The organism is Bradyrhizobium sp. LM2.9, from assembly GCF_054056555.1.
In genome coordinates this window covers 391,198-414,376 of record NZ_JBSRYJ010000002.1, presented here as the reverse complement: position 1 = coordinate 414,376, position 23,179 = coordinate 391,198, and the positions used below count along the sequence as shown (strand labels likewise).

Annotated in this window: 22 protein-coding genes and 2 pseudogenes; 13 read left to right on the top strand and 11 right to left on the bottom strand. The window is 63.7% G+C overall.

Annotation, left to right across the window (positions count from 1 at the left end):
* Positions 1–23 precede the first annotated feature (23 nt).
* From ACVWW3_RS03470 to ACVWW3_RS03455, 4 genes and pseudogenes are all read left to right on the top strand, one after another.
* Positions 24–552 (top strand): annotated as a pseudogene (locus ACVWW3_RS03470) (DUF3124 domain-containing protein).
* Between the two features lie 64 nt (positions 553–616).
* The gene (locus ACVWW3_RS03465) at positions 617–1,849 is read left to right on the top strand and encodes an aminotransferase-like domain-containing protein (protein WP_456650923.1); all 1,233 of its coding nucleotides are present in this window, start codon (positions 617–619) and stop codon (positions 1,847–1,849) included.
* A gap of 168 nt (positions 1,850–2,017) precedes the next feature.
* On the top strand, positions 2,018–2,470 hold the full coding sequence (locus ACVWW3_RS03460) for a hypothetical protein (protein ID WP_456650924.1): 453 nt from the start codon (positions 2,018–2,020) through the stop codon (positions 2,468–2,470).
* A gap of 141 nt (positions 2,471–2,611) precedes the next feature.
* A complete protein-coding gene (locus tag ACVWW3_RS03455) occupies positions 2,612–2,836 on the top strand; it encodes a hypothetical protein (RefSeq protein WP_456650925.1) in 225 nt (74 codons plus the stop codon).
* Positions 2,837–2,905: 69 nt separating this feature from the next.
* Here the strand turns inward: ACVWW3_RS03455 and ACVWW3_RS03450 are convergent, their stop codons facing one another.
* The 8 genes and pseudogenes from ACVWW3_RS03450 to ACVWW3_RS03415 form a co-directional block, all read right to left on the bottom strand.
* Complete coding sequence (locus tag ACVWW3_RS03450) at positions 2,906–3,724, bottom strand: aldo/keto reductase (protein ID WP_456650926.1); 819 nt, start codon at positions 3,722–3,724, stop codon at positions 2,906–2,908.
* A 268-nt stretch (positions 3,725–3,992) separates the two neighbouring features.
* Positions 3,993–4,764: pseudogene (locus ACVWW3_RS03445) on the bottom strand (alkaline phosphatase D family protein); the annotation flags it as partial.
* 120 nt (positions 4,765–4,884) lie between these two features.
* On the bottom strand, positions 4,885–5,334 hold the full coding sequence (locus tag ACVWW3_RS03440) for a hypothetical protein (protein ID WP_456650927.1): 450 nt from the start codon (positions 5,332–5,334) through the stop codon (positions 4,885–4,887).
* Between the two features lie 110 nt (positions 5,335–5,444).
* Positions 5,445–6,446, bottom strand: coding sequence for an NAD(P)H-dependent flavin oxidoreductase (locus ACVWW3_RS03435; protein WP_456671869.1), 1,002 nt, complete (start codon positions 6,444–6,446; stop codon positions 5,445–5,447).
* 93 nt (positions 6,447–6,539) lie between these two features.
* Positions 6,540–8,159 (bottom strand): DHA2 family efflux MFS transporter permease subunit, encoded by a 1,620-nt coding sequence (locus tag ACVWW3_RS03430; RefSeq protein ID WP_456650928.1) that lies wholly within the window; start codon positions 8,157–8,159, stop codon positions 6,540–6,542.
* Entirely contained in the window at positions 8,156–9,310 is a 1,155-nt protein-coding gene (locus ACVWW3_RS03425) for an HlyD family secretion protein (RefSeq protein ID WP_456650929.1), read from the bottom strand. The genes ACVWW3_RS03430 and ACVWW3_RS03425 overlap by 4 nt, the downstream gene beginning before the upstream one ends.
* 183 nt (positions 9,311–9,493) lie before the next feature.
* Entirely contained in the window at positions 9,494–9,652 is a 159-nt protein-coding gene (locus tag ACVWW3_RS03420) for a hypothetical protein (protein ID WP_247348003.1), read from the bottom strand.
* Positions 9,653–9,674: 22 nt separating this feature from the next.
* On the bottom strand, positions 9,675–10,049 hold the full coding sequence (locus ACVWW3_RS03415) for a PRC-barrel domain-containing protein (RefSeq protein WP_247348001.1): 375 nt from the start codon (positions 10,047–10,049) through the stop codon (positions 9,675–9,677).
* A gap of 155 nt (positions 10,050–10,204) precedes the next feature.
* Between ACVWW3_RS03415 and ACVWW3_RS03410 the strand changes: the two genes are divergently transcribed.
* From ACVWW3_RS03410 to ACVWW3_RS03380, 7 genes are all read left to right on the top strand, one after another.
* Positions 10,205–11,992 (top strand): thiamine pyrophosphate-requiring protein, encoded by a 1,788-nt coding sequence (locus ACVWW3_RS03410; RefSeq protein WP_456650930.1) that lies wholly within the window; start codon positions 10,205–10,207, stop codon positions 11,990–11,992.
* 8 nt (positions 11,993–12,000) lie between these two features.
* The gene (locus ACVWW3_RS03405) at positions 12,001–12,228 is read left to right on the top strand and encodes a hypothetical protein (protein ID WP_211397214.1); all 228 of its coding nucleotides are present in this window, start codon (positions 12,001–12,003) and stop codon (positions 12,226–12,228) included.
* Positions 12,229–12,315: 87 nt separating this feature from the next.
* Entirely contained in the window at positions 12,316–12,867 is a 552-nt protein-coding gene (locus tag ACVWW3_RS03400) for a DUF4142 domain-containing protein (RefSeq protein WP_456650931.1), read from the top strand.
* 108 nt (positions 12,868–12,975) lie between these two features.
* The gene (locus ACVWW3_RS03395; RefSeq protein ID WP_456650932.1) at positions 12,976–13,560 is read left to right on the top strand and encodes a phosphatase PAP2 family protein; all 585 of its coding nucleotides are present in this window, start codon (positions 12,976–12,978) and stop codon (positions 13,558–13,560) included.
* Positions 13,557–13,904 carry a DUF3147 family protein gene (locus ACVWW3_RS03390; protein ID WP_456650933.1) on the top strand — a complete coding sequence of 116 codons (348 nt, stop codon included), beginning with the start codon at positions 13,557–13,559 and terminating at the stop codon, positions 13,902–13,904. Before ACVWW3_RS03395 ends, ACVWW3_RS03390 begins: the two co-directional genes overlap by 4 nt.
* Entirely contained in the window at positions 13,904–14,392 is a 489-nt protein-coding gene (locus ACVWW3_RS03385) for a DUF3147 family protein (protein WP_456650934.1), read from the top strand. The genes ACVWW3_RS03390 and ACVWW3_RS03385 overlap by 1 nt, the downstream gene beginning before the upstream one ends.
* 164 nt (positions 14,393–14,556) lie before the next feature.
* Entirely contained in the window at positions 14,557–14,805 is a 249-nt protein-coding gene (locus tag ACVWW3_RS03380; protein WP_247347989.1) for a hypothetical protein, read from the top strand.
* Between the two features lie 138 nt (positions 14,806–14,943).
* Here the strand turns inward: ACVWW3_RS03380 and ACVWW3_RS03375 are convergent, their stop codons facing one another.
* The gene (locus tag ACVWW3_RS03375) at positions 14,944–15,150 is read right to left on the bottom strand and encodes a hypothetical protein (protein ID WP_247441909.1); all 207 of its coding nucleotides are present in this window, start codon (positions 15,148–15,150) and stop codon (positions 14,944–14,946) included.
* A gap of 348 nt (positions 15,151–15,498) precedes the next feature.
* The gene (locus ACVWW3_RS03370) at positions 15,499–15,693 is read right to left on the bottom strand and encodes a hypothetical protein (RefSeq protein ID WP_247347985.1); all 195 of its coding nucleotides are present in this window, start codon (positions 15,691–15,693) and stop codon (positions 15,499–15,501) included.
* 95 nt (positions 15,694–15,788) lie between these two features.
* Between ACVWW3_RS03370 and ACVWW3_RS03365 the strand changes: the two genes are divergently transcribed.
* The gene (locus tag ACVWW3_RS03365; RefSeq protein WP_354045942.1) at positions 15,789–16,301 is read left to right on the top strand and encodes a DUF4142 domain-containing protein; all 513 of its coding nucleotides are present in this window, start codon (positions 15,789–15,791) and stop codon (positions 16,299–16,301) included.
* Positions 16,302–16,306: 5 nt separating this feature from the next.
* Here the strand turns inward: ACVWW3_RS03365 and ACVWW3_RS03360 are convergent, their stop codons facing one another.
* Entirely contained in the window at positions 16,307–16,603 is a 297-nt protein-coding gene (locus ACVWW3_RS03360; protein ID WP_354045941.1) for a hypothetical protein, read from the bottom strand.
* Between the two features lie 283 nt (positions 16,604–16,886).
* On the opposite strand from ACVWW3_RS03360, the gene ACVWW3_RS03355 reads away from it, so the two are divergent.
* Positions 16,887–23,177: a HAMP domain-containing protein gene (locus ACVWW3_RS03355; RefSeq protein WP_247347979.1), complete on the top strand. Its 6,291-nt coding sequence runs from the start codon at positions 16,887–16,889 to the stop codon at positions 23,175–23,177.
* Positions 23,178–23,179 lie beyond the last annotated feature (2 nt).

Genomic DNA, 23,179 nt, shown 5'->3' with positions numbered 1-23,179 from the left:
GCGGCAAGCGAGCAATTCGTCACATGCGGATGAGGCTCGCGGTTGCAATGCTGTTATGTCCGCTCGCGTTCGCCCTGCCCGCGCTTGCCCAGCCCAAAGTCAATATCGAGCAGAGTTCTGCCGATTCGCTCACCGCCACGCCGAAGGAGGAGCCCGCCGTCTCCGGCGGCTTCTACGTGCCGGCCTATTCCAGCGTGGCAATGAGCCAGGGCAAGCTGCGCGTTGATTTTTCGGTGACGCTGAGCATCCACAACGCCTCGGAGACCCAGGCGCTGGTGGTCAAGCGCATTGCCTATTTCGACACCGCAGGCAAGCAGGTCGAGAGCTATCTGAAGGCCCCGGTCGCGCTCAAACCGCTCGCCACCGTCTCGATCTTCGTTCCGACCGACGACGTGCGCGGCGGGGACCGGAGCCAATTTCCTCGTCGACTGGGCCGCAACAAGCGAGATCGCCGAGCCTGTTGTCGAGGCCTTGATGGTTGGCGGCGTCGCCAATGCGCATTACGCCTTCATTAGCCAGGGCCGTCCAACCCGGACCGTCGGCAAGAAGTAAGCAAGAAACACGACTGACCGGCGCAAAGCCGGCAGCCTGACAAGAATAGAACGAGGAATGCCCCATGACATCCAGCTTCGATTTCGCGCCCCTGTTTCCCGCAGGGCTGCCGGCCCCTTCCGCGCGCTGGACGGGCCTTGCCAAATATAGCTTCGTCGGCGGCAACAACGATTCCGAGCAGGTGCCGCTCGACGATTTGGTCGAGGCTGCCAACACTGTACTTCGGAGCGAGGGCCGATCCCTTTCCACTTATGGCCTGGCGCATGGCCCGCAGGGTTATTTGCCCCTGCGCGAATTTCTCGTTGCAAAACTCAAGCGCGATGCCGGCATCATCTGTACGGTCGACGATCTCATGATCGTCTCCGGCTCGCTGCAGGCGCTCGACCTCGTCAACGCGACCCTGCTGACGCGCGGCGACACCGTGATCTTTGAGCAGGACAGCTATCAGGGCTCGCTGACCCGCCTGGCACGGCTCGGGGTCAACGTAACAGGCATCCCCCTCGACAAGGACGGCATGCGCATGGACGTGCTGGCCACGACGCTGGCAGACCTCAAGAGCCGCGGCATCCGGCCAAAATACATCTACACCATTCCGACGGTACAGAATCCGACCGGCAGCATCATGCCGGAAGGCCGCCGCGCGGAGTTGTTGCGGCTATCGGCAGAATACGGCGTGCCTGTATTCGAGGACGATTGCTACGCCGATCTGGTCTGGTCAGGACAGCGGCCGCCGGCGATCTATGCGATGAGCCAGAACGGCGGCGTGATCCATATCGGCTCGTTCTCGAAGTCGATTGCGCCGGCGCTGCGCGTCGGCTTCATCGTTGCGCCATGGGATGTGATGTCGCGGATGCTGGCGCTGAAGACGGACGCCGGCTCCGGCGCACTGGAGCAGATGGTGCTCGCCGCCTACTGCAAGCCGCATTTTTCGACCCACGTCCCGGCGTTGACAAAGGCGCTGCGCACCAAGCTCGACACGCTGATGGAAGCCCTCAACGAGCAATTCGGGACGACAGCCGAATTCGAGGAGCCGAAGGGCGGCATCTTCCTGTGGGTGAAGCTGCCCGATCAGGTCGATACGCTAAAACTGTATCAGGCCGCGCTCGCGGCCGGCGTATCGATCAATCCAGGGCCGGAATGGTCGACCGACAAAAGCCATTCCAGCTCGCGGCTGCGGCTGTGCTTCGCGAGCCCTTCGCATCAGCAGATCCGCGAAGGCGTCGCCGTGCTGGCCGAAGTGTGCCGCAAGGAGTTCGGCGTGCCGGCCCGCAGCGCCAATGTGGAGAAGCGGCCCTAAGCCACCTGGGGCTGGCTGCCGTGGATCGCGGAGACCGCGCCATCCTACCCCGGAAAGCAGCCGGCCTCATCGACGCGGATCAAATTCGCGCGCGAATGGCGGCTGCCGTGGACCGATGCGAGCAGGATGCTACACTTTGGCATTATTGGAAGTGGGGCTTTTCAGGACATGACGCGTTGTCCGAGCCGCTGGATCACGGCGGCGCTGCTGTGGCTTGCATTCACGCCAGCGGCCGGCGCCGAGACGCTTGCGGCGACGGTCGAGCAATGGGGCCTGCTCGGCTCCTGGGCGGTCGATTGCGCGGCTCGCCCTGACCGCGACAAGGGCGCGGCGCTGACTTACGAGATCCGGAAGGACGGAAGGGTGATGTACCGGCGCAATTTCGGCGAAGCCAAGGACGAGAACGAAGTGGTGTCCGCCACGGTCGGCGCCGAGGGCCTGCTCAATGTGATGGTGTACTTCCCCTCGCTGCATCAGACGCGCGAGTTCGGTCTGCTACTCTCAAAGCAAGATAGCTTGCGCGCGATCTACAATCGCAGTGAGCACGGCGAGTACACGATCAGGGACGGCAAATACGTCGCAACAGGCGCGCCAACACCGGCACAGCAACGCTGCGATTGACTATTACCCTTGAGCTTGACCTCTCGAAAAACTGCTCCACACTTTTCTGCCTGAACAGCTGTTCAGAATTCTCTTGTGATTCCTCCGGAACGTTCATCCGAATGCGCCGTTTAGATTTGCATTCTATTGGAGGAGGACATCATGAAGAAACTTGGTTATGTGATTGCTGCTATCGGCGCGCTCGCGCTTGCATTGCCGACGCTCGCCAGCGCGGAGACGGTGGTGATCAAGCGCGGTCATCATCACGGCCCGTACGGCGCCCGCGCCGAATACGGCATGCATCGCGATCACGGCTGGCATCGCGGCTGGCACCATCGCGACAAGGTCGTCGTGATCAAGCGTGGCGGTCATCGCCACTGGGACTAATGCACAACGCAATACGGAAATGGCCCCTCACGGGGCCATTTCTTTGCGTGTTCGAAACGTCCGGCGAGGTTAGTCCCACGCCGGCGCGAAGCCGGGATTGACGCAGCGGCTGTCTTTCGGCAGCGCCGCGATCTTGTTGCGGTCGGCATCGTCGAGCGTGATCTTCAGCGCGTCGAGATTGGCCTGTTGGCTCTCGAGGCGTGAGGCCTTCGGAATCGCGGCGACGCCATCCTGGTCGAGCAGCCATTTCAGCGCGACCTGCGCGGCGGTCGCGTCGTGCCTCGCGCCGATCTCGGCCAGCACCGGATCGGATGCGACGCGCCCCTGCGCCAACGGGCAATACGCAACCAGCGGGATCGACTTGGCGTTGAGATAGGCCAGCACCTTCGATTGATCGAGCATCGCGTGATATTCGATCTGATTGCAGGCGATCGGCGCCTTGATGTCCTCGACCGCGATCTTGAGCAGCGCGGTGGTGAAGTTGGCGACGCCAATCGCTCGCGTGCGCCCCTCCTCCTTCAGCTTCATCAAGGTCTCGAACACAGCACGCCAGTTCGCGGCCTTGGACGGCCAGTGCACGAGATAGAGGTCGACGTGGTCGAGCCGGAGTTTTTTCAGGCTGGCGTCGAAGGCGCGGCGGATCGCTTCGGGTGCGAGGTTCTCGTGCCAGACCTTGGTCGTGATATGCAGCTCGCCACGCTGCACGCCGGCCGCTGCGAGCGCCACGCCGATCGGCTCTTCGTTGCCGTACATCTCGGCGGTGTCGATATGGCGATAGCCGATCGACAGCGCGCTCTCGACCGCCGCGCGGCAGGCATCGCCCTGCATGCGGAAGGTGCCGAGGCCGAGCTTGGGCATGCTGATGCCCTGTGTCTTCAGATTGTCCATGAAAAGGCTCCTAAGATATTTCAACCCACCGGATGCGCGCGGCGATGCCGCGTGAGCAGACTCTTCGGTGATGGAAAAGAGGTGGCGGGAAGGTACAGCATAGTGTGGGAGCCGCAGGAGCGCCAATCAAGATCGGGTTAGCGACCTACGAATGCTGCGCCACCACGGCCGGGCGCGCCTGCGGCTGCGGCACGATGTCGACCGACCAGAGGTCCCGGTTGTCGACGTCCTTCAGCGTCACGGTCATGACGCCGCTTCCAGCCGCGATAAAGGCCCGGCGAGCGCGTGCGACCAGCCGTGGGGTGCCGTCAGCATCGGCACCTCGGCGTGGAAGGCAAGAAAATTTTCGTCGAGATGGTTGTATTTGTAATTGCCGCGGAACTGCGCCAGCGTGTGCGCGATCTCGGATTTCTCCTCGGTCACGGCATTCCGCCAGGTCTCGCCGTTCGGCAGCTTCTGCTCCGAGGGAATCGTGCAGTCGGCGTAAATGTGATCGCCGGAATGGATGAAGAAGTCCGGGCGATTGTCGAGCATGGTGCGATAGCTGCGATAGCCGCCGCGCGATGTGTCGATACCCCAGCCCTGCCCCGCGTGTCGCCGGACCACAGGAACGAGATCGACCGGCCGGCGGCCGGCGCGGTGCGGAAATGGCCGATGCGGCTTTCGCCGGCGATGCCGGTCGCGATGTCGTCGAAGCGCACACGATAGAAGATGTCCTGTCCGAGGGGCAGATCGTTCAGCAGCAGCTTTGAGGTGAAGTCGGTATCCGGCAATGCATCGCTCGAAGCTGACGCAATAATGGTCTTGAAGCTCTCGACGGTCGAGCACTCCACCTGCATCCGCGCCGGCCGGTCGGCGCGCGCCCAGATCACGGCGGAGCCATCCGAGGCGTCGCCGGACTGGATGCCGCCTGCGATCTGCGGACGGTCGGCGGCGCGGCTGAGATGTGGCTTTGCGAGCGTGGCGGCGGCGAGGCTGGAGGTGGAGCGGACCAGGAATTGCCGCCGGGTCCAGGCGCGCGAGGCGCGGAGCGATGCCATTCAGGAAAACCTTCGTCGAATCGCGACCGAAGGTGCCTGCGTCGTTTGACTCCCGGCTTACGGTTTCTTGACCCCGGGCCTACGGTTTTGCGACGTACGGATGACGGCTCGGAACTGACCTTAGCGCTGCCAGTTGCAGATGCCGCCGGAGCGGCAGGGCCAGGTCTGGATGCGGGTATCCCTCGCCTGCGCGTCGAGCGGATTGCCGTGGCGATGCGCGAGCTTGGCGCGCGCCGCGCCGCGTGGCTGCACGGACTTGGCGCGCGCAACCTTGGATCGCGCTACTTTGGCGTGCGCGACCTTCGGCTCCGACACATGCACGCGTTCGGCCGCGACTTTCTTCGGCACGCCGAACGGCTCGGAGCGCGCCTGCGCCTCGTTGCCGCCGCGCGCCTCCAGCGCGAGCGGCGCGAATTGGGTTTCGGGCCCGAGCCGCTTCGGCGACAACACGGCCTTCGAAAGATCGAGGCCTAGATACTCACTCGGCTTGTACTCGTCAGCGCGCGCGATGCCGCCCCATGCGAGCACGAGGGCAACGGCAACTGCAAAATGAACGCTCTTCAGGACCACGGACGCCTCCTGAAATTGATTGTTAAGAGGTAATTTACCTCTATTTATTTAGGAGGCGTCGCGCGCAATTCCAGCGGTCAACTGCCGCCGTGGTTAAGAAATTGGCGGTGTCAGGCGACCCTTTGCGGTGCACCGGTCCCTTCAAGGAACCCCATCAGACGGTTGCGAATGATGGTTTCCGCCTCAGCCATGATCCTGTCGACGAGTTCCTTGCAGGTGGGGATGTCGTGGATGAGCCCTGCGACCATGCCGCAGCTCCAGGCGCCTGCATCCATCTTCCCGTCCAGCATGATCCTGGGATAGACGCCCGCGACCTGATCGTGGATGTCGTCGATCTTGAGCTTGTCGCCCTTCTCGCGTTCGATCTCGAGCAGGCGGTCGACATTGGCGTTCTTCAGCACGCGCTCGGTGTTGCGCAGGCTCCGCATGATCAGGCGGGTGTCGAGTTCGGTCGCCGCGACCAGCGCGTTCTTCACGTTCTGATGCACCGGCGCTTCCTTGGTGGCGATGAAGCGCGTGCCCATGTTCATGCCGGCCGCACCCAGCGACAGCGCCGCGACCAGGCTGCGTCCGTCGGCCATGCCGCCGGAAGCGACGAACGGGATCTTCAATTCCTCCGCCGCGCGCGGCAGCAGGATCATGTTGGGAATGTCGTCCTCGCCGGGATGGCCGCCGCACTCAAAACCGTCAACGCTGACGGCGTCGCAGCCGATGCGCTCCGCCTTCAGGGAGTGGCGCACCGAAGTGCATTTGTGGATGACCTTGATGCCGGCCGCCTTCAGCGCCGGCATGTAGGCTTCCGGGCTGCGGCCCGCGGTCTCCACGGATTTGACCCCGCCCTCGACGATCGCGGCGATATATTCAGGATAAGGCGGCGCGGCGAAGGCCGGCAGGAAGGTGAGGTTCACGCCGAACGGCTTGTCGGTCATGTCGCGGCAGCGCGCGATCTCTTTTGCCAGCAGCTCCGGCGTCTTCTGAGTGAGACCGGTGATGATGCCGAGCCCGCCCGCATTGGAGACGGCGGCCGCCAGCTCGGCAAAGCCGACGAAATGCATGCCGCCCTGGATGATGGGGTGCTCGATGCCGAACAGTTCGGTGATCGCGGTCTTCACTTAAATTACCTCCCGGACTTTTGCTTGGTGTTCGGACCAGTCTAGCCGGACTTTTGCGCCGCGGTCACCATTTCTCTCCGAACGACCGTTGGCTCAATGCCCCCGCGCAGGGGCGCCCAGCTTGATCGGGCGCAGCACTGCGGCGGTCGGGATCATCAGCAACGCGATGATCGCGAGCGTCCAGAACACATCGATGTAGGCCAGCAAATCGACCTGCTGCTGCAAGGTGCGGCCGACCCAGGCGACCGCCTGCGAGGCCGCATCGCTCGCGTTCGAGCCCTGGGCCTGGAAGAAGCGGGTCATCGTCTCGATGGTTTGCTGGTAGCCGAGATCGGATGGCGCGGCGTGCTCGATCAGGCGGCTCTGATGGAATTGCTGGCGTTGCGCCAGAATAGTCTGCGCCAGTGCGACACCCATGGAGCCACCGATGTTGCGGGCGACGTTGATCAGCGCTGAAGCCTGGTTGGTCTTGTCGGGCGGCACGCCGTCATAGGACGCGGTCGTGACCGGCAGGAACAGGAAAGGCAGACCGATGGCGAGGAAGATGCGCGACATCGCGGCATAGCCGTAGGTGATGTCGCCGGTGAGCCCGGTGAGATGCCACATCGAGAAGGCGACGATGGCAGCGCCGAACATGATGAGGTATTTCGGCTGCACGCTACTGACGAGACGGCCCACCACCGGCATCAGCACCAGGGTCGCGATTCCGCCCGGTGACAGCGCGAGACCGGCCAGCATGGCTGTGTAGTTCAGCTCGGTCTGGAGCAGTTGCGGCAGGAGTTGCGTCGTGGATATCAACACCGCGCCGGTGCCGAGCATGACCAGAAAGCAGGCGGCGAACTGGCGGCGGCCGAGCAGGCGGAGATCGACGATGGGATCCTCGCGTGTCAGCTCCCAGGGGATCAGCGCAAGCAGTGACACGGCCGAAAGCAAGGCGAAGAACACGATCATGTTCGAACCGAACCAGTCGCTGCGCTGGCCTTCGTCGAGCACGTATTCGAGCGAGCCGAGCCCGATCGCGACCAGCAGGAAGCCGACATAGTCGACCCGCAGCCCCTTGCTCAGCAGCTTCTCCCTCTCCTCCTCCGCGCCCGACGGCTCCTTGACCAGCGTGCCGACCAGGAACAGCGACAGCACCCCCATGGGGACGTTGATCAGGAACACCCAGTGCCAGGTGTAGGTGTCGGTGATCCAGCCGCCGAGCGTCGGTCCTATCACCGGCGCCACCACGACGGCGATGCCATAGATCGCAAAGGCCTGGCCCCGCTTGTGCGGCGGGAAGGAGTCGGCGAGGATCGCCTGCTCACTGGTCGCCATGCCGCCGCCACCAAGGCCCTGAAGGATGCGGAACAGCACCAGCGCCTGCAAATTCCATGCAAAGCCACACAAAAGCGAAGAGACCGTGAAGGTCGCAACGCAGATCATGTAGAAGCGTTTGCGGCCGATCACGGTCGACAGCCAGCCCGAGATCGACAGCACGATGGCGTTGGCGACGAGATAGCTGGTGATGACGTAGGTGCTCTCGTCGATACCGACCGCGAGGCTGCCCGCGATGTGTCGCAGCGCGACATTGGCGATGGTGGTGTCGAGCACCTCCATGAAGGTCGCGATCGAGACGACGAAGGCGATGAGATAAGGATTATGACCGCCCGCCGCCGAGCGCTCCGGCGACCAACCTGCAGCGGACGCGCCTCCCGGCGCTGTGTCCGTCATCGCACCCTGGTCCACGGCACGACCGACATGCCGGGGCCAACGGGCAAATCGGCCGGCCAGCTGTCGACCACGATCTTCACCGGCACGCGCTGCACCACCTTGACGTAATTGCCGGTGGCGTTCTCCGCCGGCAGCAGGCTGAACGCGGTGCCGGAGCCCGGCTGCACGGACTCGACATGGCCGGTCAGCTTACGGCCGGGATAGGCGTCGATGCCGATCTCGACCGGCTGGCCCGGCCGCATGTCGTTGAGCTGCGTCTCCCTGTAGTTGGCGACGATCCAGACCTCGTCGGGCACGAACATCATCAGGCTTTGTCCCGCAGTGACGAAAGTACCCTTGGCACCACTGAGCTTGACGACGCGGCCAGACTGCGCCGCAACGACGCTGGTATATTGCAGGTTCAACTTGGCCTGATCGAGCTGCGCCTGCGACTGCGCGAGCTGCGCGCGGGCGCCCTCGAGCTGCGCTTGCAGTGTGTTGATGCCGACTTGCGCGGCGGTCACCGCGGTCTTCGCACGTTCAGTGTTGGCCTGCTGCGCCTGAAGATCGGAGCGGGTCTGTTGCTGGCGCTGCACGGTGCCGGCGCCCTTCTCGACGAGATCTTCCGCGCGCTTGAACTCCTCCTGCGAGAACTGGAGCTGCGCCTGCGCTTGTTCGAGCTGCGCCTGGGCCTGCTTGATCTGTTCCTGTTGCGAAACGATCTGGGCCTCGACGTTGGCGATGTTCGCCGTTGAGACCGCAACTTGAGCCGCGGCCTGGTCTATGGCGATGCGATAGTCGCGCTCGTCGATCTTGGCAAGGAGATCGCCGGCGTTGACATGCTGGTTGTCCGTGACCGGAATATCGGTCACATAGCCGCCGACCTTCGCGGCGACCGAAAAGCTGCGCGCGGCGACGAAGGCATCGTCGGTGGATTCATAGTGACGCACCTGGAGCCAGTAGAGCAGGCCAGCGATCAGGGCCGCGAGCAACACAATGGCACCGACGGTGGCGAGCAGCCAATGCTCACGCATCCGATCTCGCAGCGATGGCGTCTTCGCCGGCTTCTGATCTTTGGCGTCGCGGGCCTGATCAGGAGATGTCTCCGGAGCTTCCTTCGCCCTCTGCGGCTGCTCCGCGGACGGCCCATGCTCCCGGGTTTGAGCATCCACGGTGAACACCTCTGTCGGTACTAAGCCGCCTCAGTCCGGCTCGCACCGGAGGCCTAACCGCAGTGCGAAGGCATGGTTCCGGCCTGCGCAAGCGACGGTGTCATACGTCAATGTGACTGCTCAAAGAACAAGCACGGCATCGTGCACGCCGCGCTTGCTGCGAATTCATTATTAACACCTTGCTCAGTGCGTATTGGTCTCATGCCATTTTTCGAGATCGGGTTTCACCTCGCCCGATCCCTGCTCCTTTTCCGGATTGCCTTTCCAGGGCTTGTCCGTTTGCTTGTGCGAACCCCAGTCGCTCTGCTGCCGGGGATCGTCGTTCGGCCGTTCCTTGCTCATCGAACTCCCTTTCCGTGAATCCCTAAGCGAAGGGGACGCCATAGTAGGAGTTGATACCGCGAACTGCGGCGTCATCACCCCAGTTCCAATCACTCCGTTCGCCGTATTTCGGCGCGCCTTCCAGCTCCTTGGTGGTAATGCCGGTGACGTAGCCGCCAAGCTCCGTGTCGTATTTCAGCGACTGCCACGGCAGCGGATAGTGGTCGTTGCCGAGGCCCAGGAAACCGCCGAAGCCGAGCACGGCGTAGGACACCTTGCCGCTGACCTTGTCGATCATCACGCGTTCGATCGAGCCGATCTTGTTGCGATCGGCGCCATAGACCGATGTTCCCTCAACCTTGTCGCTGCCGATCAAACGGCCCACCTCGTTTTGGTGCAGTTCGCCTTGATTCAACATCTCAATTCTCCACTCAGCCAGTATCGAGACAACCCGAATGAGTGAGCGATCGTTCCAGCTTGTTCCGCGTGAGTTGAGGAACATCGTCTGAAACAGGCGGTTCTCTCGACTTCAAGTCCCCGAATCAAAGTTCCTGGAGCGAAGAGCCGCCCACGATGTCCCAGACCGTCTCCGACTTCATCGTTCAGCGTCTGCATCAATGGGGAGTGCGCCACCTCTTTGGCTATCCCGGCGACGGAATCAACGGCGTGTTCGGTGCCCTTCAGCGTGCTGAGGGCAAGATCGGCTTTGTCCAAGCCCGGCATGAGGAGATGGCCGCCTTCATGGCGACCGCGTATGCGAAGTTCTCCGACCAGCTCGGCGTCTGCATCGCAACTTCGGGCCCCGGCGCCTCGCATTTGATTACCGGTCTCTACGATGCCCTGCTCGATCACCAGCCGGTGCTTGCGATCGTCGGTCAGCAGGCACGCAATGCGCTGGGTGGACATTATCAGCAGGAACTTGATCTCGTCTCGATGTTCAAGGATGTGGCTGGCGCCTACGTCATGCAGGCATCCTCGCCGGCGCAGATTCGGCATCTGATTGATCGATCGATCCGGATCGCGCTGGCCCGGCGGACGCCAACCGTGATCATCTTGCCCAACGATATCCAGGAGGAGCCGTACGAGGATCCGCCGCGCGCTCACGGCACCCTGCATTCTGGCATCGGCTATAACGCTCCAAGCATCAAGCCTCGTGACGCTGATCTCGACCGTGCCGCCGAAGTGCTCAACGCCGGCAAGAAGGTCGCGATGCTCGTCGGCGCCGGCGCGCTGCATGCCACCGAGGAGGTGATCGCGGTCGCCGACCGGCTGTCGGCCGGCTGTGCCAAAGCGCTGCTCGGCAAGGCTGTGCTGCCCGACGACCTGACCTGGGTCACCGGCTCGATCGGCCTGCTCGGCACCGAGCCCAGCTACAACATGATGATGGAATGCGACACGCTGCTGATGGTCGGCTCCGCCTTTCCCTATGCCGAATTCCTGCCGAAGGAAGGCGCGGCGCGCGGCGTGCAGATCGACATCGACGCCAGCATGATGTCGATTCGCTTTCCCATGGAGGTCGGTCTCATCGGCGACGCCGCCGAGACGCTGCGCGCACTGCTGCCGCGACTGAAACCCAAGAGCGACGGCGCCTGGCGCCAGGGTATCGAAGCCGACGTCGCGAAATGGTGGAAGACGCTGGATGACCGCGCACATCAGCCAGCAGCACCGGTCAATCCGCAGCTCGTCGCCTGGGAATTGTCGCCGCGCCTGCCGGACCGGGCCATCATCACCAGTGATTCCGGCTCCTGCGCCAACTGGTTCGCGCGCGACCTGAAGATGCGCCGCGGCATGACGGCCTCGCTCTCCGGCGGCCTCGCCTCCATGGGTGCCGCGGTGCCCTATGCGCTCGCCGCGAAATACGCCCATCCCGACCGCCCCGTGATTGCACTCGTCGGCGACGGCGCGATGCAGATGAACAACATGGCCGAGCTGATCACCGCCGCGAAATATTGGCGCGACTGGAAGGATCCGCGCTTCATCGTCTGTGTGTTTAATAACGAAGATCTCAACCAGGTGACCTGGGAGCAGCGCATCATCAACGGCGATCCAAAATTCGAGGCATCGCAGCGCATCCCAAACGTGTCCTATTCGCGCTTTGCCGAGTTGATCGGCCTCTCCGGCATCTACGTCGACAGCCCGCAGCTGCTGGGCTCGGCCTGGGAGCAGGCGCTGGCGAGCGAGATGCCGGTGGTGCTGGAGGTGAAGACCGACCCCGAAGTGCCGCCGCTGCCGCCGCACGTCACCTTGCAGCAGGCGAAGAATTTCTCGCTCGCTCTGATGAAGGGCGATCCCAACGAGAGCGGAGTGATCAAGGGGGCGGCGCGGCAGATATTGGAAAAGATCCTGCCTGGAAAGGAATGAGGTGAAGCATGAGCGATTTCCGCGATATCCAGCACGGCGTCAACGATCCCGTCGACGGCCTCGACGTGAAGCGGCAGATCAACGACAACCGGACGCCGCATGAACGGGCACAACGCCATGCAGACGTACGTGCCGAGGCCACCGCCACGCCGACCGAGCCGTTTCTGCCCGAACGGCTTCGGCGCAAGCCGACCGATCCCATCAATCCGCGCACCGGGCGGCATCCCACGGATTAGCCGTTAGGAACCTCGGCCCCTGCGGCGTGTTGGTCGGCGCCACGTCGCGCGGCGAGAGGCTGCGCGCTCAATCGGAGGGACCGGACCATGAAACGTACTGTCATCGCCTTTGCTTGCGTGCTTCTCGCAGGCCCCGCGCTCGCCCAGTCGCTCGGTGAGAAGACCGGCGTCAATTCGGCGCTCGGCGTCCCGCCTGCTACCGCCGACTTCGTCAAGGAGGTCGCCATCAGCGACATGTTCGAGATCGAATCGAGCAAGCTCGCCGAGCAGAAGGGCAACGCGCAGGAGAAGAGTTTTGCGCAACAGATGGTGACCGACCACACCAAAACCAGCGGTGAACTGAAGGGCCTCGTCAGCGGCGGCAAGGTGCAGGCAACCCTGCCGACGGCGCTCGACAGCTCGCACCAGAGCAAGCTCGACAAGCTCAAGAGCGCGAATGGCAAGGACTTCAGCTCGGATTACAATTCGTACCAGGTCAGCGCCCATGAGGACGCGGTCTCGCTGTTCGAGCGTTACGCCAAAGGCGGGGACAATTCCGACCTGAAGGATTGGGCCGGCAAGACGCTGCCGGCGCTCAAGCACCACCTCGACATGGCCAAGGAGCTCGGCAAGGCACCGAGCGTCGGCCAGTCCAAGTAACGAGTTTCCGAGGACGCCGGCTTGCATATGCCACGAGGCAGAGCTCAGGAACCTTCTTTGTCTCCGGGCTTTGCAAGACCGTCATGGAGACATCACGCTTGCAGACCGATGGCCTTAGTCAACGTCAAACCTAACCGGATCGACGTCGCGATCGCGAACGAGATCGCTGATCACACCAATTCAGGCGTCGAGCACACCGCGCAGACATTAACCTGGGCCGCCGACGAGCACGTGCTGCTCGCGCTGGCCGCAGCGGGGTGGCTCTATGCTCATATTTGGCAGCCGCAACAGCGGCCCGTGGCAAATCACGTTCTGGCTGTGTCGCTAGCGACGGCCGTTCTGCCTCATGTCCTGAAATCCGTGTTCGATCAGATCAGGCCTGACCGGCTGACCATACGCGGACACCGACATGGAGTACCCGTCTCAGGACAGGCGCGCGACGCCTTCCCGTCCGGTCACGCGGTCCATATGGGCGCACTTGCCTCGGCGGCGGGCTTGCTGCCCGAAGCGCCGCGTCGATTGGTGCGCACGGTTGCGGTCGCGCTTTCGCTGACACGAATCGCGGTGCTCGCGCATTGGGCAAGCGACGTGGTCGCAGGATTTGCGCTTGGCGCGGCCGTAGAGAGACTCTTGCGGCCATGGACACTGACGCGATCGTTCCGCGAGCAGGTCAATCGGCGGGAACGGCCGTGACCGAATATGTCCTGCGATTCGTTGCCGGTGGCGTCATCGTCTCCGCCTTTGCGATCTTCGGCGATATGCTCAAACCCAAAAGCTTTGCGGGGCTGCTCGGCGCAGCACCGTCAGTCGCACTGGCGACGCTCGGCATCGCCGTCGTCCAGCACGGCCCGCAATATGCTGCGGCCGAAAGCTGGACGATGATCTATGGCGCGGTCGCGCTTGGTTGCTACAGCGTTGTCGTCTGCCATCTGCTGATCGGATACCGTGTGTCCGCGCTGCCCGCGACCGTCTTCGCTATTGTCGTGTGGCTTGCGGTCGCCTTCGGCCTGCTCGCCGGCTTCGGAGGTGCGGCCTGATGCCGGTCAAGCTGTCACTCTCCGCGCTAAAGCAGACACGCTGGTACGAGTACTGCATTCGTTTCCTGCTCGGTGGCCTGGCCACCGTGCTCACGGGGATACTGGGAGCGCGCTTCGGTGTGTCAGTCGGCGGACTATTCCTTGCGCTTCCCGCCATCTTCTGCGCGAGCGCCACGCTGGTCGAAAGCCATGAGCGCCGCACCAAGGAGAAGGCCGGCCTCAGCGGCACGCGCCGCGGGCAAGCGGCCGCCGCGCTCGACGCGGCTGGCGCCGCCTGGGGAAGCATCGGTCTCCTGGCATTCGCCGCCATCTTTCATTTCACCGTGGCCGCGAGCGTTCCGGGCGCTTTCACTGCCGCGTTGATCGTCTGGGCCGTCGTTTCGGTATTGGCCTGGTGGCTCAGGCGCAAGCTTCGCATCGTCTCCCGGAAGCCGCACCGATCAGCCCATTCGCGATCGGCAAAGAGCTCTCCCCTCGCGAAGCGTTAGCTCGCTTTCGCTTGCGTCGAAGGCTGCAATCTCGGCGGTTGAAGGCCCGGGCTGTTGGCCCAGCGCCTGCTCGATGACCATCTGGTGGCTCGGATTTTGTGGAACCCTCGTGGAATGAGTTTGTTGAGTGGATTACTCAACATACTCATTTTGGGTGATTGACCATGAACGACCTTCGCGCCGAGCGGCTCCAGGTCATGCTGTCACCAGAAGAACTGGCCGCGGTGGACGACTTCCGGTTCAAACATCGCATGCCGACGCGAGCCGCGGCGGTGCGCGAGCTCCTCAAGCTCGGACTGGCCGCCGCCGGGGTCGATGCAGGGGCTAATGTCAAATCGAGCAGGTTCGGGGTTTTCGGGCGCGGCCCGGACGGCCACACGCACCCGCATCCGCAGCGCGAGTCGGAAGATTAGCCCGGCCTGATGCTCAAGCAAACGGCCCCGGCACGGGGGTGCCAGGGCCGTCCTTGGAGATTGCTTCCGGATCACCGGGGGCATGACAACCGGAAGCAATCCCTCGACTCTTCGCGCAGGGATTCGTTCCTCGTGGAATTAGCCGCTCGGCGCGTCGCCGGAATCATCCGGCACCATGCCGGAGCCGGGTGTCTTGCTGTTGTCGTTCAACTTGGGATCGCGCGTGGCCTCGCGAGAGGGCGAGCCCTCTCGCTTCGACTTGTGCACCGTTTGCGCGCGCTGCTTGTCCCGCGGCTGCTGTTCACCGCGCTGATCTCTGATCATGCCTTGGTCGGAATGGGCCATGATATGCTCTCGCCTCTCTCGTGTCGTCTCGAAGCGCTTACGCGCCTGAGCCTCGAAGGTTCCGAGAGCAAGAGAGGCTGCGGCTAGCTGTGGGCCGCGTGGACTGCGGCCGATGCATTTTCATGATGCACCTGCCGCATCGTCGTCACCGTCGCAAATGCGACCGAGACGCCAAAGGCGAAAATGAGAGAAAGAAGAGCCAGACGTGGGCGTGTAGCCATCGCAAACCTCCTTCTGGAATTAAATTCCTGGAATCAAAAAATAACGCGATCGACTGCTCCCGAATAATGAATTGGTGGCTTGCGTTCCGTGAGCCGTCTCACACGCAGATTCACGGAAACGAGAGCGTCACGCCTCCTGCCTTTGACGGCTGCGGGCCGCAACGGGCGGCACCTCGCCGTCGAGCCAGTCCTGCTCGTTCGCGAGTGCCGTCCACGCCTCCGCCATGCGCAAGAAGCGGTTGTGAGCCGGCTGTCCTTGGGACCGTTCAGCGAGCTGAAGGCAGTTGTCGGCGTTGTCTCTGAAAGTGTCGGATCGTTTCATGAAGGTAAAATTGGGGACGGAACCTGGGCGCTGCAACAGCCCTTACGAGATCGTAACATTTGCGGAACTTTGGTCACCATCCGCTATTGGCATACATGCGGATTCTTGTCGCGATAGTCCTCGCCTCCATCAGCACTGCAGCGCTTGCCGATAGCACCGCCGAGCACAGTCCGGCCGGCCGCGCGCCGACCGCAACCGAGGTCATCAGCGACCTCTACACGTTCAGCCGCTTCCAGCAGGGTCTGCTGGAGAGCACCGACCTGAAGGGCAATGCCGAGGTCAAGAACCTCGCCGCTCTGCGTGCCGAAGAAGCAGCCCAGCGCGACAAGGCCCTGAAGCCGATCCAGGAGGCGATCGGCACTGAACCGCGCGTCGCCAAGACGACCCCGGCGGGCGCGAGCCTGGTCGAGCCCGAAACCTCGGACGGGCCAACTTTCGTCAAAAGCTTCTATGCCGCGCAGATTCCCGAATATGAATCGGTGATCGACCTGCTGGAACGCTATCTCAAGGCACCCGATGATGCCGCGCTTGCGGCGTTCGCGCGCGAGCAGCTCCCGATGTTGCGCTCGCAGGTCAAGGACGCCGAGCGCACCATGGCGGACAAATAGCCCCTTTACTTGTCGTTCGGATGATGTTGCTGGCTCTCCGGCCGCACCGTACGGTCGCTCTCCGGCATTCTATCCCGGCCGGCATCCCCATTGTCATCCTTGCCGCCCGAGCTCGAGGTGCCGCTACCGCTGGGGTTCGACCGGGTCGACGTGCCCGTGGTCGGCGTATCCGCCCGTGGCGTGGCGGAGCTTGCGGCGGGATCGCCGGTCACGGCGCCGCGACCGCTGGGCGCACCGCTCTGCGCCAAAGCCGATCCGGCAAACACCATCACAGTCACGACGACGGCAAATCCGGCTTTCATATGCGCTCTCCCTGCATTTGCGGGCTAACGGGAGGGCCGCCACTCCGTTCCTGAAGCCAACTGCCCCTTGCAATGGCGCGTTGAAGTGGGGACCTTCGGCCCGAAAATCTCGGAACCCGATGGAACCATTTCGGTCCGTCGCGATTGTTTTCATTGGGCTGAGCAAAGCAGGTTCCATTTCCTGGTGCCGTACGTTGGCGCTTGATTTCGAATTGGGCTGAAGCTCTATCTTGATCAATCGCGTCTTGCCTGGGATTCGGCCGGCGCCTGCGGGGGAATGAGTATGAGCGACGTCGAAACCGGAACTGCATCACGCTCCGGTCGTCGCGGCCCAAAGCCAAAGAACAACGGTATGTCGGAGCCGGATTCCCGGGCAGAATTGCTGCTTGCCCTCCAGGCCATGCGCAACGGCGATTTCTCGGTGCGCATGAGCGGCGACTATCTCGGCATTGACGGCAAGCTCGCCGACACTTTCAACGAAATCATCGCCGCCAATCAGCGCATGGCGCAGCAGCTCGAGCTGGTCGGCCAAGTGGTGGGCCGCGAGGGCAAGACGCGGCAGCGCGTGAAGTTCGGCCTCGCCTCCGGCTCCTGGGCCGATATGGAAGGCTCGGTCAACACATTGATCGACGATTTGTTGTGGCCAACTCGCGAGGTGACGCGCGCGGTCGCAGCCGTGGCGCAAGGCGACCTGATCCAGACCGTCAAGCTCGACGTCGACGGCCGTCCGCTCCGCGGAGAATTCCTGCAGTCCGCGACCATCGTCAACACCATGATCAAGCAGCTCGGCGTGTTCACCTCCGAGGTGACGCGCGTCGCGCGTGAGGTCGGCACCGAGGGCAAGCTCGGCGGCCAGGCCCAGGTGCCGGAAATGACTGGCGTCTGGAAGGATTTGACCGAGAGCGTCAACTCGATGGCGAACAACCTGACCAACCAGGTTCGCAACATTGCCGAGGTGACGATCGCTGTGGCCAACGGCGACTTGTCGAAGAAGATCACGGTGGACGTCCGCGGCGAGATCCTTCAGCTCAAGGAAGCCATCAACACGATGGTGGACCAGCTCCGCTCCTTCGCTTCCGAAGTGACGCGCGTGGCGCGCGAGGTCGGCACCGACGGCAAGCTCGGCGGCCAGGCCATCGTGCCCGGCGTCGCCGGTACCTGGAAGGACCTGACCGATTCCGTGAACGCGATGTGCGGCAACCTCACCGCCCAGGTGCGCAACATCGCCAACGTCACCACCGCCGTTGCGCGCGGCGACTTGTCGCGCAAGATCACGGTGGACGTGCGCGGCGAGATCCTGGAGCTGAAGGACACCATCAACACCATGGTGGACCAGCTCAACTCCTTCGCCTCCGAAGTGACGCGCGTGGCGCGCGAGGTCGGCACCGAGGGCAAGCTCGGCGGCCAGGCCCAGGTGCCTGGTGTCGCCGGCACCTGGAAGGACCTCACCGACAACGTCAACTTCATGGCGTCGAACCTGACGGCCCAGGTCCGCAACATCGCCGACGTCGCGACCGCCATCGCGGGCGGCGACCTCTCGAAGAAGATCACGGTGAACGTGTCGGGCGAGATCCTTCAGCTGAAGGAAACGCTGAACACCTGCGTGGACCAGCTCAACGCCTTCGCCGGCGAAGTGACGCGTGTGGCGCGCGAGGTCGGCACCGAAGGCCGCCTCGGCGGCCAGGCCAACGTGCTCGGCGTCGCCGGCACCTGGAAGGATCTCACCGAGAGCGTCAACTCGATGGCGTCGAACCTGACCGCGCAGGTCCGCAACATCGCCGAGGTGACGACGGCGGTTGCCGGCGGCGACTTGTCGAAGAAGATCACCGTGGACGTGCGCGGCGAAATCCTGGAGCTGAAGGACACCATCAACACCATGGTGGACCAGCTCAACGCCTTTGCCGGTGAAGTGACGCGCGTCGCGCGCGAAGTCGGCACCGAAGGCAAACTCGGCGGCCAGGCCCAGGTGCGCGGCGTCGCCGGCACCTGGAAGGACCTCACCGACAGCGTCAACTCGATGGCGTCGAACCTGACCGGGCAGGTCCGCAACATCGCCGAAGTCGCGACCGCGGTGGCCAAGGGCGATTTGTCGAAGAAGATCACCGTCAACGTGTCCGGCGAAATCCTTCAGTTGAAGGAAACGCTCAACACCATGGTGGACCAGCTCAACGCCTTCGCCGGCGAAGTCACGCGCGTTGCGCGCGAAGTCGGCACCGAAGGCAAGCTCGGTGGACAAGCCGAAGTGCCCGGCGTCGCCGGCACCTGGAAGGACCTCACCGACAGCGTCAACTCGATGGCTGGCAACCTCACCGCCCAGGTCCGTAACATCGCCGAAGTGGCGACCGCGATCGCCGGCGGCGACTTGTCCCGCAAGATCACGGTGGACGTGCGCGGCGAGATCCTTCAGCTCAAGGACACCTTGAACACGATGGTCGACCAGCTCAACCGCTTCGCGGGCGAGGTGACGCGCGTGGCGCGCGAGGTCGGCACCGAAGGGCGCCTCGGCGGCCAGGCCAACGTGCCCGGCGTCGCCGGCACCTGGAAGGATCTCACCGACAGCGTCAACTCGATGGCGGGCAACCTCACCGCCCAGGTCCGCAACATCGCCGAGGTCACCACCGCCGTGGCGCGCGGCGACCTCTCGCGCAAGATCACCGTCGACGTGCGCGGCGAAATCCTGGAGCTGAAGAACACCATCAACACCATGGTGGACCAGCTCAACGCCTTTGCCGGCGAAGTCACGCGCGTCGCGCGCGAGGTCGGCACCGAAGGCAAGCTCGGCGGCCAGGCCGAGGTGCCCGGGGTTGCCGGCACCTGGAAGGACCTCACCGACAACGTCAACTTCATGGCCTCGAACCTGACGGCCCAGGTCCGCAACATCGCCGAGGTCGCAACCGCGATCGCGGGCGGCGACCTCTCGAAAAAGATCACGGTGGACGTGCGCGGCGAGATCTTGCTGCTCAAGGACACCTTGAACACCATGGTCGAGCAGCTCCGCTCCTTCGCGGCCGAAGTGACGCGCGTCGCGCGCGAGGTCGGCACCGAAGGCCGGCTCGGCGGCCAGGCCGTGGTCCCCGGCGTCGGCGGCACCTGGAAGGACCTCACCGACAACGTCAACCTTTTGGCCGCGAACCTCACCACGCAGGTCCGCAATATCGCCGAGGTCACCACTGCGGTGGCGCGCGGCGACTTGTCGCGCAAGATCACCGTGGACGTGAAGGGCGAAATCCTCGAGCTGAAAAACACCATCAACACCATGGTGGACCAGCTCAATGCCTTCGCCGGCGAAGTGACCCGCGTCGCGCGCGAGGTCGGCACCGAAGGCGAACTCGGCGGCCAGGCCCAGGTGCCCGGCGTCGCCGGCACCTGGAAGGATCTCACCGACACCGTCAACTTCATGGCGGCGAACCTGACCGAGCAGGTCCGCGGCATCGTCAAGGTGGTGACCGCGGTCGCCAACGGCGACCTCAAGCAGAACCTGACGGTGAAGTCGAAGGGCGAGGTCGCGGCGCTCGCCGACACGATCAACAACATGACCGAGACGCTCGCGACCTTCGCCGACCAGGTGACGTCAGTGGCGCGCGAGGTCGGCGTCGAGGGACGGCTGGGCGGTCAGGCCGACGTGCCCGGCGCCGCCGGCACCTGGAAGGATCTCACCGGTAACGTCAACCTCCTGGCGGCCAACCTCACCTCTCAGGTGCGCGCGATCGCGGAGGTCGCAACCGCGGTGACCAAGGGCGACCTGACACGGTCGATCCAGGTCGACGCCCGCGGAGAGGTCTCGGAGCTCAAAGACAACATCAACACGATGATCACGAACCTCCGTCTGACGACGGACGTGAACACCGAGCAGGACTGGTTGAAGACCAATCTTGCGAAATTCACCAACATGCTCCAGGGCCAGCGCGACCTCACCACCGTCGGCCGGCTGCTGCTCACCGAATTGTCGCCGCTGGTGAACGCGCATACCGGCGTGATCTATCAGGTCGAAAACGAGGATAGTCCGCAGCTTCTGCTGCTCGCTTCCTATGCCGGCGACGGCATCTATCCGTATCAGCGCGTGCTGCCGCTCGGCGACGGCCTGATCGGCCAATGCGCGATCGACAAGCGTCCGCGCGTGATCGCGGACATTCCGGCCGACGTGGTGCCGATCAATTCGGCACTGCTCCGGGTCGCGCCGAAGAACCTCGTGGTGCTGCCGGTGCTGTTCGAAGGCCAGGTCAAGGCGGTGATCGAGCTGGCCTCGCTCACCTCGTTCACGACCTCGCAGATGACGTTCCTGGAGCAGCTCACCGACTCGATCGGCATCGTGCTCAACTCGATCGAAGCGACGATGCAGACCGAAGGTTTGCTCAAGCAGTCGCAACAGCTCGCCGGCGAACTCCAGACCCAGCAGCGCGAGTTGCAGCAGACCAACGACCAGCTCGAACAGAAGGCGCAGCAGCTCGCCGAGCGCAACGTCGAGGTCGAGCGCAAGAATCAGGAGATCGAGCAGGCCCGCCGCGCACTGGAGGAAAAGGCGACCGAGCTGGCACTCACCTCGAAGTACAAGTCCGAATTCCTCGCCAATATGAGTCACGAGCTGCGCACGCCGCTGAACTCGATCCTGATCCTCGGACAGCAGCTCACCGACAATCCGGACGGCAATCTCACCGGCAAGCAAGTCGAATTCGCCCGTACCATCCACGGCGCCGGCACCGACCTGCTCAATCTCATCAGCGACATTCTCGATCTCTCCAAGATCGAGTCCGGCACCGTGACGGTCGACGCCGAGGAAATTTTGACCGCGAACCTGCTCGATACCGTCGGGCGGCCGTTCCGTCACGAGGCGGAAAACCGCAACCTTTCGTTCAAGATCGACCTCGATCCGAATCTCGCGCGCAGCCTCGTCACCGACTCCAAGCGCCTGCAGCAGGTTTTGAAGAACCTGCTCTCCAACGCCTTCAAGTTCACCGCCGAGGGCGAAGTGCGCCTGAAGGTCGCCGCCGCGGTCGGCGGCTGGGGGACGGATCATCCCGTGCTGAACTCGGCGCCGGCCGTGATCGCATTCGAAGTGTCCGACACCGGCATCGGCATTCCCCTGGAGAAGCAGAAGCTGATCTTCGAGGCGTTCCAGCAAGCGGATGCGGGCACCAGCCGCAAATATGGCGGCACCGGCCTCGGCCTTGCGATCAGCCGCGAGCTCGCAAGCCTGCTCGGCGGCGAGATCCACCTGCGCAGCTTGCCGGGCAAGGGGTCGTGCTTCACGCTATACCTGCCGCTGAAATATTCCGGTCCGACGCTCGCACCGCGCCCTGCGCCCCAGCAACACAGCCAGCCGCCGGCGCTGCAGCCCGCCACGCCCGAACAGCAGCGCGTCATCGAGCAGCTCGCCGACGACCGGCTCAACCTCGAACCCGGCGACAGCATCCTGCTGATCGTCGAGGACGATCCGCATTATGCGCGTATTCTGATTGACCTTGCCCGGGACAAGGGTTTCAAGGTGCTGGTCGCCGCACGCGGCGCGGAGGCGCTGGAGCTTGCAAAGCAGTACCAGCCGCGCGCCGTCTCGCTCGACGTGTTCCTGCCTGATATGCTCGGCTGGACAGTGCTAAGCCAGCTCAAGCACAATCCGCTGACCCGCCACATCCCCGTGCAGGTCATCACGCTCGACGAGGACCGCCAGCATGCGCTGGCGCGCGGCGCCTTCTCCTTCGTCAACAAGCCGACGACGACCGAGGGCGTCTCGGCCGCGCTGACGCAGATCAAGGAATATGCGCGGCCGCGGCGCAAGCGGCTGCTGATCGTCGAGGACAACGAAGCCGAGCAGCTCTCGATCCGGGAGCTCCTGCATCACGACGATATCGAGATCGTGACGGCCGGCACCGGCGCCGACGCGCTCTCGATGCTGCGTGAGTCCCCCTGCGATTGCGTCGTGCTCGACCTGCGGCTGCCCGACATGAGCGGCTTCGAGGTGCTGGACCAGATCCGCAACGACGAGGCGCTGTCGAACGTCCCGGTCGTCGTCTTCACCGGCCGCGAGCTGTCCGCCGAGGAAGATGCGGAACTCCACACCATGGCGCGCAGCATCGTGGTCAAGGGCGTGGAATCACCGGAGCGCCTGCTCGACGAGACCGCGCTGTTCCTGCACCGCGTGATCACGGAATTGCCGGTCGAGAAACAGCGCATGCTCGAGAAGCTGAACAGTTCCGACGACGACCTGATCGGCAAGACCGCCCTCCTCGTCGACGACGACGCCCGCAACATTTTCGCGCTGTCGAGCGTGCTGGAACGGCGCGGCATGAAGGTGCTGACGGCGACCACCGGCAAGGAGGCGGTGACGCTGGTCGAATCCAATCCGGAGATCGCCATCGTGCTGATGGACATCATGATGCCGCAGATGGATGGCTATCAGACCATCGGCGTTATTCGTGAAGATCCGGCCTTCGCCCGTGTTCCGATCATCGCGTTGACGGCCAAGGCCATGAAGGGCGACCGCGAGAAATGCCTCGAAGCCGGCGCGTCCGACTACCTGGCCAAACCCGTCAACACCGATCAATTGCTGCTTGCAATCCGCATGTGGCTGCACCGCTGAGT

Excerpts from the sequence above, each read along its gene's own strand:
- ACVWW3_RS03465 (WP_456650923.1), top strand. The coding sequence starts at position 617 with ATGACATCCAGCTTCGATTTCGCGCCCCTGTTTCCCGCAGGGCTGCCG.
- ACVWW3_RS03460 (WP_456650924.1), top strand. The coding sequence starts at position 2,018 with ATGACGCGTTGTCCGAGCCGCTGGATCACGGCGGCGCTGCTGTGGCTT.
- ACVWW3_RS03455 (WP_456650925.1), top strand. The coding sequence starts at position 2,612 with ATGAAGAAACTTGGTTATGTGATTGCTGCTATCGGCGCGCTCGCGCTT.
- ACVWW3_RS03450 (WP_456650926.1), bottom strand. The coding sequence starts at position 3,724 with ATGGACAATCTGAAGACACAGGGCATCAGCATGCCCAAGCTCGGCCTC.
- ACVWW3_RS03430 (WP_456650928.1), bottom strand. The coding sequence starts at position 8,159 with ATGACGGACACAGCGCCGGGAGGCGCGTCCGCTGCAGGTTGGTCGCCG.
- ACVWW3_RS03420 (WP_247348003.1), bottom strand. The coding sequence starts at position 9,652 with ATGAGCAAGGAACGGCCGAACGACGATCCCCGGCAGCAGAGCGACTGG.
- ACVWW3_RS03415 (WP_247348001.1), bottom strand. The coding sequence starts at position 10,049 with ATGTTGAATCAAGGCGAACTGCACCAAAACGAGGTGGGCCGTTTGATC.
- ACVWW3_RS03410 (WP_456650930.1), top strand. The coding sequence starts at position 10,205 with ATGTCCCAGACCGTCTCCGACTTCATCGTTCAGCGTCTGCATCAATGG.
- ACVWW3_RS03405 (WP_211397214.1), top strand. The coding sequence starts at position 12,001 with ATGAGCGATTTCCGCGATATCCAGCACGGCGTCAACGATCCCGTCGAC.
- ACVWW3_RS03400 (WP_456650931.1), top strand. The coding sequence starts at position 12,316 with ATGAAACGTACTGTCATCGCCTTTGCTTGCGTGCTTCTCGCAGGCCCC.
- ACVWW3_RS03395 (WP_456650932.1), top strand. The coding sequence starts at position 12,976 with ATGGCCTTAGTCAACGTCAAACCTAACCGGATCGACGTCGCGATCGCG.
- ACVWW3_RS03385 (WP_456650934.1), top strand. The coding sequence starts at position 13,904 with ATGCCGGTCAAGCTGTCACTCTCCGCGCTAAAGCAGACACGCTGGTAC.
- ACVWW3_RS03380 (WP_247347989.1), top strand. The coding sequence starts at position 14,557 with ATGAACGACCTTCGCGCCGAGCGGCTCCAGGTCATGCTGTCACCAGAA.
- ACVWW3_RS03375 (WP_247441909.1), bottom strand. The coding sequence starts at position 15,150 with ATGGCCCATTCCGACCAAGGCATGATCAGAGATCAGCGCGGTGAACAG.
- ACVWW3_RS03370 (WP_247347985.1), bottom strand. The coding sequence starts at position 15,693 with ATGAAACGATCCGACACTTTCAGAGACAACGCCGACAACTGCCTTCAG.
- ACVWW3_RS03365 (WP_354045942.1), top strand. The coding sequence starts at position 15,789 with ATGCGGATTCTTGTCGCGATAGTCCTCGCCTCCATCAGCACTGCAGCG.
- ACVWW3_RS03360 (WP_354045941.1), bottom strand. The coding sequence starts at position 16,603 with ATGAAAGCCGGATTTGCCGTCGTCGTGACTGTGATGGTGTTTGCCGGA.
- ACVWW3_RS03355 (WP_247347979.1), top strand. The coding sequence starts at position 16,887 with ATGAGCGACGTCGAAACCGGAACTGCATCACGCTCCGGTCGTCGCGGC.